Source organism: Mammaliicoccus sp. FSL K6-3158 (assembly GCF_038005105.1).
Taxonomy (GTDB): Bacteria; Bacillota; Bacilli; order Staphylococcales; family Staphylococcaceae; genus Mammaliicoccus; species Mammaliicoccus sciuri.
In genome coordinates, this window is sequence record NZ_JBBOSL010000001.1 from 996484 (window position 1) to 1010350 (window position 13867).

Annotated in this window: 13 protein-coding genes; 9 read left to right on the plus strand and 4 right to left on the minus strand. The window is 31.4% G+C overall.

What is annotated here, in order from left to right:
* Positions 1 to 7: 7 nt before the first annotated feature.
* Both MHH94_RS04915 and MHH94_RS04920 read left to right on the plus strand, forming a co-directional pair.
* Complete coding sequence (locus MHH94_RS04915) at positions 8 to 1555, plus strand: ABC transporter ATP-binding protein (RefSeq protein ID WP_340839969.1); 1548 nt, start codon at positions 8 to 10, stop codon at positions 1553 to 1555.
* A 9-nt stretch (positions 1556 to 1564) separates the two neighbouring features.
* A complete protein-coding gene (locus MHH94_RS04920; protein WP_048540689.1) occupies positions 1565 to 2335 on the plus strand; it encodes an ABC transporter permease in 771 nt (256 codons plus the stop codon).
* A gap of 49 nt (positions 2336 to 2384) precedes the next feature.
* Here MHH94_RS04920 and MHH94_RS04925 read toward each other — a convergent pair whose 3' ends face one another.
* Positions 2385 to 3359 (minus strand): metal-dependent hydrolase, encoded by a 975-nt coding sequence (locus MHH94_RS04925; protein WP_048540690.1) that lies wholly within the window; start codon positions 3357 to 3359, stop codon positions 2385 to 2387.
* A 93-nt stretch (positions 3360 to 3452) separates the two neighbouring features.
* Here MHH94_RS04925 and mutY point away from each other — a divergent pair, with 93 nt between their 5' ends.
* The 4 genes from mutY (at position 3453) to MHH94_RS04945 (ending at position 8573) form a co-directional block, all read left to right on the plus strand.
* Entirely contained in the window at positions 3453 to 4484 is a 1032-nt protein-coding gene (gene mutY / locus MHH94_RS04930; RefSeq protein ID WP_119650380.1) for an A/G-specific adenine glycosylase, read from the plus strand.
* An 80-nt stretch (positions 4485 to 4564) separates the two neighbouring features.
* Positions 4565 to 5113 carry a nucleoside tri-diphosphate phosphatase gene (gene ntdP / locus MHH94_RS04935; protein ID WP_025907189.1) on the plus strand — a complete coding sequence of 183 codons (549 nt, stop codon included), beginning with the start codon at positions 4565 to 4567 and terminating at the stop codon, positions 5111 to 5113.
* Positions 5114 to 5180: 67 nt separating this feature from the next.
* Positions 5181 to 6920 (plus strand): ABC transporter ATP-binding protein, encoded by a 1740-nt coding sequence (locus tag MHH94_RS04940; protein ID WP_078354783.1) that lies wholly within the window; start codon positions 5181 to 5183, stop codon positions 6918 to 6920.
* 66 nt (positions 6921 to 6986) lie between these two features.
* A complete protein-coding gene (locus tag MHH94_RS04945; protein ID WP_340839972.1) occupies positions 6987 to 8573 on the plus strand; it encodes an FMN-binding glutamate synthase family protein in 1587 nt (528 codons plus the stop codon).
* 36 nt (positions 8574 to 8609) lie between these two features.
* Here MHH94_RS04945 and MHH94_RS04950 read toward each other — a convergent pair whose 3' ends face one another.
* Positions 8610 to 9704, minus strand: coding sequence for an FUSC family protein (locus MHH94_RS04950; protein ID WP_048540693.1), 1095 nt, complete (start codon positions 9702 to 9704; stop codon positions 8610 to 8612).
* A 95-nt stretch (positions 9705 to 9799) separates the two neighbouring features.
* On the minus strand, positions 9800 to 11086 hold the full coding sequence (locus MHH94_RS04955) for a glutamate-1-semialdehyde 2,1-aminomutase (protein ID WP_048540694.1): 1287 nt from the start codon (positions 11084 to 11086) through the stop codon (positions 9800 to 9802).
* 84 nt (positions 11087 to 11170) lie between these two features.
* On the opposite strand from MHH94_RS04955, the gene bcp reads away from it, so the two are divergent.
* The 3 genes from bcp (at position 11171) to perR (ending at position 13119) form a co-directional block, all read left to right on the plus strand.
* A complete protein-coding gene (gene bcp / locus MHH94_RS04960) occupies positions 11171 to 11629 on the plus strand; it encodes a thioredoxin-dependent thiol peroxidase (protein ID WP_049320370.1) in 459 nt (152 codons plus the stop codon).
* A 5-nt stretch (positions 11630 to 11634) separates the two neighbouring features.
* On the plus strand, positions 11635 to 12588 hold the full coding sequence (locus MHH94_RS04965; protein ID WP_048540696.1) for a phosphoglycerate dehydrogenase: 954 nt from the start codon (positions 11635 to 11637) through the stop codon (positions 12586 to 12588).
* 78 nt (positions 12589 to 12666) lie between these two features.
* Positions 12667 to 13119: a peroxide-responsive transcriptional repressor PerR gene (perR, locus tag MHH94_RS04970; RefSeq protein ID WP_025907200.1), complete on the plus strand. Its 453-nt coding sequence runs from the start codon at positions 12667 to 12669 to the stop codon at positions 13117 to 13119.
* 25 nt (positions 13120 to 13144) lie between these two features.
* Here perR and MHH94_RS04975 read toward each other — a convergent pair whose 3' ends face one another.
* On the minus strand, positions 13145 to 13585 hold the full coding sequence (locus tag MHH94_RS04975) for a YgzB family protein (protein WP_037590543.1): 441 nt from the start codon (positions 13583 to 13585) through the stop codon (positions 13145 to 13147).
* Positions 13586 to 13867 lie beyond the last annotated feature (282 nt).

Genomic DNA, 13867 nt, shown 5'->3' on the forward strand with positions numbered 1-13867 from the left:
GTGCAGAATGACACAGCAAATATTACTAAGAGTTGTTAACGCAACTAAATATTATTATATAAGCAAAGAACAGAATAAATTTAAATCATTATTTAAGTTAAAGCACCTTAATAAAGACATTGTACTTAAAAATGTTACCGTGCATCTTTATAGAGGTGAAGTGCTAGGTATTATCGGTGATGATCAATCTGGTAAAGAAATGATTAGTAAATTAATGATTAAAGAAGTTGCACCTAATTTAGGTAAAGTAACAAATCATGCCCAAACATTTTTAGCAGATGTTAGGCATAAAGCTGATGATCATCAAACTTTAAATGAAATGATCATTCGTACTTTGAGTTTATCAGGTGTAGAAATTAGAGATATTACGACGATTCAAAGACAAATATTAAGCTTTGCAAAATTATCGGATAAAGCTTCAAAGACGTGCCAAGATATAAATGAAGCGGAATATGCTCAATTATTAGTTAGTATAGCCAAATATATGAGACCTACTGTTGCAATTTTTACTAACATCATTCAATACTTAGACGAATCATTTCAGAAGAAGTTCCATGAATTTTTAAATGAACAAAAAGAATATGATCGTGCAGCTGTCGTAATTGATGACCATATTCATTCAATAGAGAAGATGAGTAATTATCTTATCTGGTTAACTTATGGTCAAGTTAGAAAAGAAGGTACCGTTAAAGAAGTGTTGGGTCACTACCGAGAATATCATAAGAAATATAATCAAATTCAAGATAAAGACCAAAAAGAACTTTACGATCTAAAATGGAAGATGGCTCAACAAGAACTACCTATAGCGCAAGGCGAAGGTTATAAAAGAATGCGTAAATATCAATACGGTAGAGTGCCGAAATCTATTGAAAAAATGATATTTTATGGCTTAACATTTATCTTTGGTGCTACATTAGCAGCACTATTTATGTTTATAGGTGTAGGAAGCTCTTCGACAGAAAAAGAAGTTACATCCAAACAGGTCATCACAACAAACAGTGAACCAAAATACATAGATAAGTCAGCTTATGTCCTATCGTTGAAACATGAAACAGAACTTACACCTTCATCCAAAAGTTCAAAGTTGAAATTACCTCAGTATAGTTTTGTAGATGTAACAGGTGAAAATCAATCTAATTATAGGCTTGAAGTAGATGATAAGACTTATATCTCTAAGAAGAATAACTTGTACTTTTTCAATCCGGCTGGACTATATGAAGACGTTGATTGGTCAGATTTAGAAGATTATGTTGATGATAGTTATTTAAATTATATTGATTTTTATAACAGTTTTATGCATAAATCACATAAGAAAGTTTCTGAGACGATCACAGCTGATAAGGCAAACCGATTTAATGAACAAATGGAAGGCCAAAAAGTACATATGATTTTCGACAGTGACAATCAATTAACTGGTTTTACATTTGATATGAAAAACAAAGCAAAATTAGTTAAGAAATATAATATTTCAAGTGACACTTGGGTAGTTAAATCAAGAGATGGCTTTATGATAGCAGACTTAGCAGAAAACAAATGGATTTTTATACAATTATAGGAGGTCAATATGAAAGAATTATTTGAACAACATATTAAACATTTTCCACATATGCTTAAATATTGCTTCTATGAAGTTAAAACCCATTATAAATATTATGTATCTGCTTTTGCTATCATGTTAGTATTATTGATCTTCACATATTTGAAGTTACGGATTACTGATGCGATAGATGTACAACAATCAACATCTTATTATAAGTTGATTGGCTTTTTCGCTTACATGTGGGTCTTTTTATCGCTTTTCAATTCTGAAAAGACAGTCAGAAAGCAAGGGGCACTTTATAATAGATTGTCGGTACCATACTATGTAGGTGCTTCTTCACAAGTATTTTTAACGATGATTATGTTCTTAATTGTTGTAACACTTACAGGGATAGTTTCAACTTTTTCGACATCAAATTTAATCGAAATTAACCATTTAGGCTTTTTCTATTATTTAGTTATGGCATACATATTACTTGTACCAGTAGCATCTATTATTGGCGTGTTTGGTAAATATGTATATTCTGCACGATTTATTGTTTTCGGATTATTGATTGTATTATTATTTGTCGTACCGATATTGTACGTACCTAATAATATGTATGCAGTTTGGGTCAATGTCTTAAAACTCAATCCATTATTCTATATTATTAATGGGTTCCAACAATCAATGGTGTTAGGTAACGCTTCCGTTACGAATTTACCATATCATATTCTATTCTATTTTGAAGTAGCATTTATTTATTTAGCTTGGATCAATATTAATAAAGCTTATAAAACTGAATACTTTAAATAAAAAAATTAAGGCTGAGATGATTTAATTCGTCTCAGCCTTAATTGTATTTCTAAGCTTCAAGCTTTTTCATTAATTTCTCTTCTGTAAATACCCAACCAATATATGAGTTTGTCACTTTCATATCATCGTCTAAATGCAAAATAGCTACAAATGGGTAATGACCATTCTTCAAATATCTTAAATCAATAAATCTTAGTTCTGTTGTTTGTTTATCTATTCTTGTAACTTCCCATCGATAAATAGAACTGAAACTTAAGAAAGATCTTAAATTCTCATCATATTTAGCATAAGCCATTATATGGTCATTCGGGAATGCTTGTCTTTTGAATACATCATTAAATGCTACGTTTCGACCATAACTTCGGCCAACATAATCATGCGTTTCAGTTTGAATGGCAATACGCCATTCCATAAATCGTATTGTAGGTGCAACAAATATTTTAACAGGATTATCTTCTTGTTGTATTTGTTTTAAAGCTTGGTCTTTTATCGCTTTTTGTAATATAAATCGAACAATATAATAGAATATTAACAAGAAGTACAATGTACCAAAGGCAATGCCAGCATTTACACCAAGTGTCCAGAACAGTATTGCAATTAAGTGTGCTACAAAGATAATGGGGTCGAACGTATTAATAATACTTAACTGAATCCATTTATTAGATATCGGTCTAAGCGCCTGAGTACCATATGAATTAAAAATATCTACAAAAACATGAAAGAATACGGCGAATTGCGTCCATAACCAAATATGCAAGACATCTACTCCTGGAAAGATAACAAATATTAGAAACGTTAATATTAATGGCCATAATAGTGTAAAAGGTATAGAATGTGTGATACCTCTATGATTTTTAACATATATCGCATTATTTTTTAATTTTAATACTGTATCGATATCAGGTATTTGTGATCCAACCATTATACCAGTTGCCACTGCAGCAAATGTAGGTGTAACATGTGGATCTAATGTCGCAAGACCAGTTAACGCAACACCCATAACAACGTGTGTACCAGTATCCATAAAAATCACCACTTTACTTTAATCTATATGATATATATTATATAGCATATGCATAGTAATCTGAAAGCAATTCACAAGAAAGTAGTGTCATAAATGATAGAAACGAAACAATTTAAAGACGATTTGCTTAATTGGTTTCATAAAAATAAACGACAAATGCCATGGAGAGAAACATCAAATCCATATTATATTTGGTTAAGTGAAGTAATGTTACAACAAACACAGGTTAATACTGTTCGACCATATTACAAAGCTTTTATTGAGCGTTTTCCAACTATAGAAAGTTTAAGTGAAGCAAACGAAGAAGATGTACTTAAATATTGGGAAGGTTTAGGTTATTATTCTAGGGTTAGAAATTTTCAAGAAGCGGTTAAAGAAGTTCACCATAGTTATCACGGAGTAGTTCCAGATAACCCAGATGATTTTAAAAAATTAAAAGGCGTTGGCCCATATACAAATGCAGCAGTTATGAGTATCGTCCATAATCATCCGATTCCAGCAGTTGATGGTAATGTGTTAAGAGTGTGGAGTAGATTGACTGGTAATGACAGTGATATAGCTGCGCCGAAGACTAAAAAATTATACGAAGATGAATTACAGCCATTTGTAGAAGAACATTCTGGAGATTTTAATCAAGCAATGATGGAATTGGGCGCAACCATTTGTACACCTAAAAAGACTTTATGTATTATGTGTCCTGTTCAAAAACATTGTTATGCATTTGCTAATGGTGTAGTAGAGGAATTACCAGTTAAAAAGAAAAAAATAAAGAAAAAGACAATTGACTTTAACGTATTATATATCACGAATCGTTCTGGAGAGATATTAGTACGCCAAAGAGATACGAAATTATTGAATGGCATGTGGGAATTTCCAATGTTTGAGGCTGATGAAAGTATACACAGCATTGAAGAAACATTAGATGCAGTCATTGATATTGATCAAACGTCTGAATTTACAACTAAGCATGTTTTTACACATATGACATGGAATATGAATGTATACCGTGCCCATACTCAAAAAAGTGAATTTGATTACCCATATAAATGGATTAAAAAAGAAGAAAAAGACCAGTTATCATTTTCAACATCTATGAGTAAAATTTTTAATCAACTCAACGGATAGAGGATAAGAAACATAATTTTAGCTTATTTATTTAAATATGATATAATAACTTGGTAAATATTTAAAAGGTGGTGTGGAACATGGTCAAAGAATCCATACCAAAAGAAGGCCAAGTAATTAAAATACAAAGTTATAAACATGATGGTAATATACATCGTGTGTGGTCTGAAACAACAATTCTTAAAGGTACGAGTCATGTTATTATCGGTGGAAATAATCGTACACTCGTAACAGAAAGTGATGGTAGAACTTGGGTGACAAGGGAACCAGCGATTGTTTATTTCCATTCAGAATATTGGTTTAACGTCATTTGTATGTTCCGCGAAGACGGTGTTTATTATTATTGTAATTTATCATCACCATTTGTTTGTGATGAGGAAGCGATTAAATATATCGATTATGATTTAGACATTAAAGTTTATCCAAGCGGCAAATATCATTTGTTGGATGAAGACGAATATAAACAACATATGAAGCAAATGAATTATCCTAAAGACATTGATGTAATACTTAGAAGAAATGTTGATATTCTACAACAATGGATTGAACGCAAGAAAGGACCATTTGCGCCAGACTTTATTAAAGTTTGGCAAGAAAGATTTCATTCAATTGATAGACGTAATTCTTGAGAATGAAAATATCACAGCCTAGCTAAAGCTAGGCTGTTTCGTTTGGACTAAGATTGGGGGAACGGTAATGATTAAAAGGTATTTACAATTCGTAAAACCATACAAATGGCATATTGTAGGTACGATTATCATTGGAATTTTAAAATTTGGTATCCCGTTATTACTTCCATTACTGATTAAATATGTAATTGATGATGTAATTAATAATGGCGCACTATCAATTGGACAAAAAACAGAAAAATTAACATATGCAATGTTAATTATGGGATTCATATTTGTTGTACTAAGACCACCTATAGAATACTTCAGACAATATTTAGCACAATGGACATCTAATAAAATTCTGTATGATATACGTAAAAAATTATACACACATTTACAAGCATTAAGCTCAAGATTTTATGCTAATAATAAAGCAGGAGAAGTTATATCACGCGTAATTAATGACGTTGAACAAACTAAAGACTTTATCCTTACAGGACTTATGAATGTTTGGTTAGATTTAGTAACTATCGTCATCGCATTAAGTATTATGTTTGTTTTAGATATTAAATTAACATTTACGGCAATTGCGATTTTCCCAGTATTTATATTTAGCATTTATTACTTCTTCGGAAAATTACGAAGTTTGACGAGAAGAAGATCGCAAAGTTTAGCAGAACTTCAAGGATTTCTTCATGAACGCGTTTCAGGGATGTCTGTTATCAAAAGTTTTGCTATTGAAAAAAATGAAGAAAAACGATTTGATAAAAGAAACCAAAACTTCTTAACTAAAGCAACTGATCATACGAAATGGAATGCTAAATCATTTGCAGTTATTAATACAGTTACAGATATAGGTCCATTATTAGTAGTAGGTATCGGTGGTTTTCTTGTTATTCAAGGGAATTTAACTGTTGGGACATTAGCAGCATTTGTAGCATATCTTGAACAGTTATATGGACCTTTAAGAAGATTGGTTTCATCATCTACAACTTTAACGCAAAGTATCGCGTCAATGGACAGAGTATTTCATTTGTTTGATGAAAAATATGATGTCAAAAATGAAGATGACGCACAAGACATTGTCATTAAAGAAGGGCACATTACATTTGATGACGTATCATTTAAATATAATAATTATGAAGATGAAGTACTTAAACATATTAACTTAGATATTAATAAAGGTGAAACGGTCGCATTTGTAGGTATGAGTGGTGGCGGTAAATCAACACTTATTAGTTTACTGCCTAGATTCTATGATGTGACGAAAGGTAGCATTAGTATTGATAATCATAACGTTAAAGATTTCACAACTGAAAGTCTTAGAAATCAAGTAGGTATGGTAGAACAAGATAATATTTTATTCTCTGATTCAATAAAAGAAAATATCTTATTAGGTAAACCAGATGCATCTGACGAAGAAGTTATAGAGGCAAGTAAAAAAGCGAATGCACATGACTTTATAATGTCGCTACCAAATGGTTATGATACAGAGGTCGGCGAACGTGGTGTGAAATTATCAGGTGGACAAAAACAAAGAGTTTCTATTGCAAGAATATTCTTGAATAACCCTCCTGTATTAGTACTTGATGAAGCGACGAGTGCACTTGATTTAGAAAGTGAAAAAATCATTCAAGATGCACTTGAAATATTAAGTACTGAAAGAACGACTTTAATAGTTGCGCATCGATTATCAACGATTACACATGCAGATAAAATAGTTGTCATTCAAAATGGACAAATTGAAGAAGTTGGTTCTCATAAAGAATTAATGGCAGCACAAGGCAGTTATTACAACTTATATAATATTCAATCATTCGGGTAAAATTACATCACCCCCTCATTCTATGCTATTATTAATTTAATAGAGATAGACTGAGGGGGAATTTTTATGACTTTTTTAAGCATACTACAATTGATTGTGAATATTTTCTTCTTTGCCATCATTATTGGTGGTATTATTGCTTGTATTTCTTTGTATGTGATAGATAAAAGACAAAAGCATCATAGTGTTTTAAGAAATTACCCGGTTCTTGGTAGAGTAAGGTATTTTTTAGAGAGTATAGGACCAGAACTTAGGCAGTATTTAATACTAAATGATAATGCTGGAAAACCATTTTCAAGAAAACAGTATTTAAATATCGTCATGCCAGGTAAATATAAAAATAGAATCGAAAGTTTTGGATCGTTGAGAAAATTTGAAGAGCCAGGATTCTATTTACAAAATACTATGTTTCCAGTAGACCATGATGAATTAGAAATTAACCAAGATGAACAAATGTCTACTTTTATTTATGAAATTTCTAATGAAGGGCTTTTTGATCGTAAAGAAGAACAAAAACAAAAAGATGTTGATCCATATAAATTAACATCAGACAATCAAATTATTATTGGTGATGACTTAAAACATCCGTTTATCGTTAATAGATTGATTGGACAATCAGGTATGAGTTATGGGGCACTCGGTAAAAATGCGATTACTGCATTGTCAAAAGGATTGGGCAGAAGCGGTTCATGGATGAATACAGGAGAAGGAGGATTAAGCGATCATCATTTAAGTGGAGGTTGTGATATCATCTTTCAAATAGGACCAAGTTTATTTGGTGTTCGCGATAAAGAAGGGAACTTCGATGAAACAGAATTTATTGAAAAAGCCAACATGAATCAAGTTAAAGCATTTGAATTAAAGTTAGCACAAGGGGCAAAAACGAGAGGTGGACATATTGAAGGGGCAAAAGTAACAGAAGAAATTGCTGAAATTAGAAATGTAACGCCTTTTGAAACAGTTAACTCACCCAATAGATTTGAATTTCTTCATAATAATAAAGAGTTGTTACAATTTGTCCAGAGGTTGAGAGAACTATCTGATAAACCAGTTGGTATTAAATTAGTTGTCGGAAATATAAATGATTTAAAGAAATTAATTCATGAAATGGTTTCATCAAACATTATTCCTGATTTTATTACAGTTGATGGTGGAGAAGGTGGAACAGGAGCGACTTATCAAGAGCTTGTCGATACTGTTGGTTTGCCATTATTTTCAGCATTGCCAATATTAGATGTAGAACTTAAAAAATTTAAAATAAGAGATAAAGTGAAAGTTTTTGCATCTGGAAAACTCATCACACCAGATCAAATAGCGATTGCTTTAGCATTAGGCGCGGATCTCGTTAATGTAGCAAGAAGTTTAATGATTAATGTTGGTTGTATTATGGCTCAACAATGTCATACAAACAATTGTCCGGTAGGTGTAGCTACTACAGATCCAAAAAAAGAATCAGCCTTAGTTGTATCTGAAAAAGAATACAGGGTTTCAAATTATATTGTGAGCTTACATGAAGGATTATTTAATTTAGCTGCAGCAGTAGGTGTGAAAAGTCCAAATCAAATTAATGAAAACCATTTATTATATAGAAGTGCTAATGGAAATGTCATGAATGTTAAACAATATAAAAATTCTATATATAAAGAGCAGTAAAAATAGACCTGAACAGATAACTGTTCAGGTCTATTTTTATAAATCAAAATCTTCATCTTCAATTTGAATGTCGCTATCTTCTGGATGAAATTTGAAATAACTAGAAGATAATTTGTCTAAATGTAAAATAGTCGCTTTATAATCTAACATAGCTGAAATAACTTGCATGACATTCTCAATATAGTAATCTTCTTGATCAGGATTGTCCATAATATCTTTAATGAATATTTCCATTAAATCTTCTTTATATGGTTCTACTAAATAATCTGGAACTTGATCAATTTCGTGTTTAGCTTTTTGTGATATTCTTACTAATATTTGTTCATGCTGCGCCATCAGTTCATCCAGTTCAAACTTCATTTGTACTTTGAGATCATCATTTAAGTTATGAATATCGTTTTCGTAACGATTCATTTTTCTTAAAACTTCGTATGCTCTTCGTGTTGATGCAATAATCTCTTTGAAAAGAATCTTCTTACGCATTTGGCTAAAAGCTTGTTTCTTTGTGTAGGCTCTTTCTTCTTTATAATATAAATAAAATTGCTCAAGCTTTACGATACGTGTTCTAATTGTTTCTAAATCTTGCTTTACATAGTGAAATTCAGTTGTACCATTTAACACTAATCTAAACCATTTAAAGATGTCAGTAGAAATATTGAGTGAGTTATAATACATTTTAGTTTCGAATTTCGGTGGTAGAAACGTAAAGTTAACAAGGAAAGCACTTAATACACCAATCATAACTAAGACGAAACGATAGAATGCAGAGATATAGAAATCTCCTTCGTGATGTCCAAGTATGATTAAAGCTGTAACAACTGCTAAGTTAGAAACATGTTGTAGATTAAATTTGTAAAGTATTGAAATAATGATAATCGCTGTTAAACCGATAAATACAACATTGTTCCCAAATATAGAGAATATGGCAACAGCTGTAATCGCACCAATAACATTACCTTGAAATTGTTCTACAATCGTTTTGAACGAACGATAGACACTTGGTTGCATGGCGACCATTGCAGCAACACCAGCTATTGATGTTATCATTGCTGGTCCTGGCAGTAAATTAGCTATAAATATTGCTAGGACAATCGCGATACCAGTTTTAAATATTCTTGCCCCAAATTTCATAAAACCATTCCTTTTTGTTTTTAAAACAGGGTTGTAACAAATATCACAAGCCTAGTATATATTGGTTATACAACGTTTTGGCTAACTTTTCAAGTTTATAATTGAGAGAAAGCGTAATCAACTGCATTTAATGTTTGATTTATGTCTTCTTCAGTATGTTCAGTCGTTAAGAACCATGCTTCATATTTAGAAGGTGCTAAATTAATACCTTGATTTAACATTAACTTAAAGAATTTTGCGAACTGTTCACCGTCAGTATTTTCCGCTTGAACATAATTTTCAACTTTTTCGTCTGTAAAGTAAAGTGTTAAAGCACCCTTGATTCTATTAACAGTTGCTTTAACGTTATGTTTTTTAATTAATTCTAATAAACCTTCTTCTAATTGTTGACCTAATTGATCTAATTTATCGTAAACACCAGGTTGTTCTAATATTTCTAATAATGCAATACCAGCCCTCATAGAAAGTGGGTTACCAGCCATTGTACCTGCTTGGTATGCTGGACCAAGTGGTGCAACATGTTCCATGATTTCTTGGCGTCCGCCGTATGCACCGATTGGTAAGCCGCCTCCAATAACTTTACCAAACGCTGTTAAGTCAGGATAAACACCTAATAAATCTTGTGCAGCACCATAATGGAATCTAAATGCTGTAATGACTTCATCATAAATGACTAAACCACCGTATTGATGCGTTACTTCATTTACTGCTTCTAAAAAGCCTTCTTTAGGTTCCACCATACCAAAGTTTCCGACGATTGGTTCTACTAATACACCAGCAACTTGATCTCCCCAATGTTCCATAGCTTCTTTAAATGAATCTATATCATTAAATGGAACTGTAATAACTTCTTGCGCCACACTTTTTGGTACACCAGCAGAATCAGGTGTGCCAAGTTGAGATGGGCCACTTCCTGCAGCAACAAGCACTAAGTCAGAATGTCCGTGATAACATCCTGCGAATTTAATGATTTTATCTCGCTTAGTATATGCACGTGCAACTCTAATTGTTGTCATAACAGCTTCAGTACCAGAGTTTACAAATCTAATTTTTTCTAACGATGGAATAGCGTTACGTAGTTTTTTAGCAAATGTAATTTCATATTCAGTAGGTGTACCGAATAATACACCATCTTCAGCTGCAGCTTTAATGGCTTCCGTAATATGTGGATGTGCATGTCCAGCTATGATTGGTCCATATGCTTGAAGATAGTCAATATATTTATTGCCATCAACATCGTAAAAATACGCACCTTTACCTTTTTGCATAACTACAGGTGCGCCACCACCTACAGCTTTATATGAACGAGATGGTGAATTGACACCACCAAGAATATATTCATTTGAAAGTGTTTGTAAGTACTCACTTTTTGTAAATTCCATATTATCAACCTCTTTTAATTTAATTATTTTCATTTATATCGTATCATAAAATTAAACATCTATCGTTTATAAGGAGTGTAAAATATGATACAAATTGGTGAAAAATTTCCGGATTTCAACTTAAAGAATCAAAATGGTGAATTAATTAGTAATGAGGACTTAAAAGGATCTAAAGTCGTTGTTTATTTTTACCCTAGAGATAATACACCGACATGTACGACAGAAGCATGTGATTTTAGAGACAACTTAGAAGATTTTAATGAGTTAAATACGAAAGTTTATGGTATTAGTGGAGATAGTGAAAAGAAACATGCTAATTTCTCTAATAAACATAATTTGAATTTTGATTTACTAGTAGATGAAGATTATAAGCTTTCTGAAGAAGTAGGCGTATATCAATTGAAGAAATCATTTGGTAAAGAATCAATGGGTATCGTTAGAACGACTTTTGTTTTAGATGAAGAAGGTACTGTCATACATAAAATAGACAAAGTGAAAGTTAAAACTCAAATTGAAGACTTAAAAAACTTTATAAAGGAATGATATAAATGAAAGTCGTTACTTTAATGAGGCTAAAAGAACAGGAAGAGAGATTAAAAGAAACATTTCCTAATGTAGATTTTATATTTTATAAGCATCCGAATGAAGCTCGCGATGAAGATTTAGAAGATGTAGATATATTGGTTAGTTATCATGGAGAAGTAAATCCTTCATTTTTAGATAAATGTAAAAATATAAAACTTATCGCATGGTTTGCAACAGGCGTGAATCAATTACCTTTAGATTATATACAAGATAGAGGAATTAAATTAACTAATGCAAGAGGGGTACACGCTATTCAAATCGCTGAATTTATTTTTGCATATATTTTAAATGATATTAAACTATTCAGAACTTCATACGAGTCTCAAAAGAAACGTGAATTTAATCATAAGCTTAAACCTGATTCAATAAATGAGAAGACGATTTTATTTTTAGGTACAGGTAAGATTCCTCAAAGAACTGCTGAAGTAGCTAAAGCATTTAATATGAAGGTTATTGGCATTAATACAACTGGACATGTAGTACCTGGATTTGATGAAGTTTATTCTATAGAAGAAAGACGTCATGTATATCATAAAGCTGACTTTATTGTGAATGTATTACCTGAAACAGAAGAAACGATACATTTACTTCAAAAAGAGGACTTTAAGCAAATGAATGAAGATACACATTTTATAAATGTAGGTAGAGGTACAGTCGTATCAGAAAGTGTCTTATATGAAGCTTTGAGTAGTAAAGATATTAGATATGCTTCTATAGATGTATTTGAAGAAGAACCATTACCTGAAAACTCTCTACTATATGATTTAGATAATGTGTTTATCACAGCTCATATTACAGGTAATGATCTTAATAATTTAAAGAGAAGTACAGATATTCTAATTGAAAATCTCAAACATATTAAAAATGATGCGTCAGATAAGTTAATAAACATTGTTAACGCAGAAGCGGGATACTAATTAATTGTTTGACAAAATGCTACTAAAAGGGATATATTATAAATAATAATCATTATAAATTAGAAGGTGGGTGTAAGGATGCAACAAAATATTGAGAACGTTGAACATATGTTAGACGATGCAATAGGTACTTTAAGAAGTACTGGTGTTCGTATTACACCACAACGTCAATCGATACTTCAATATTTAATCGAAACAGATAGTCATCCTACTGCTGATGAAATTTATCAGTCACTTTCACCACAATTTCCAAATATGAGTGTTGCTACAGTTTATAATAACTTAAAAGTTTTTAAAGAAACTGGGCTTGTTAAAGAATTAACTTACGGTGACGCTTCAAGTCGTTTTGATTTTGAAACACATAATCACTATCATATTATCTGTGATCAATGTGGTAAGATATCTGATTTTCATTATCCACGATTAGATGAAGTAGAACAATTGGCACAACATGTCACTAGTTTTTCAGTAACGCACCACAGAATGGAAATATATGGTGTTTGTCCAGAATGTCAAAACAAGAATAAATAATACAAAAAGCTAAAGGCTGTTGCCTTTAGCTTTTTTTCTTTTCTTCAGTATGTTCTTCAGTTTGCTGCTCTTCTAATTTCTTAGATTTGCGCTTATTATTATAATCTTGATTAAAGGCTTTACCCTCTAAGTTCTTATCTAATGTAAGAGGTTGGTTACAATTAGCACAAATATCTGCTCGTCCTAACATCTTTGTATAATGATCACAGTTTGGACATTGCACTTGTATAGTTCGAGAACTTAACATGCCAATCCAAAAGTAAACTATAAATGAAAGACCAAGAGCTAACATTCCTAAAACTAAGAAAATACTAAATACAATTTGGCTCTTAAAATAGTAAAAGAAGAATACACCTATGTACATAACAATCATACCTAAGAAGATTAATCCTAATGCAAAAGATCTAATTCTATTAATTTTACTAGTAGGTTTTTTGCGAAATAGCTTCAAATCTATTCCCTCCATACTTATTAATACTGATAAAGTATAGCATAATTTCTATTAAAATATATAGTCCCTAATAAAGCGAAATAATACACAATTTTGTTTGTATAAATCGTTGACGTAAACTATATATCTTGATACTATATAAAAGTCGTCAAAACAGACAGACATCGCAAAATAAAACGATTGTTAAAAAGGTTAATAAAGTGTAAATTTAACGCTTGAAATTAACTAAATAACAATGTAATATAAATTATGCAAGTTAATTGAAACGGAAACGATCACTTGAAAAGCTGAGTCAAA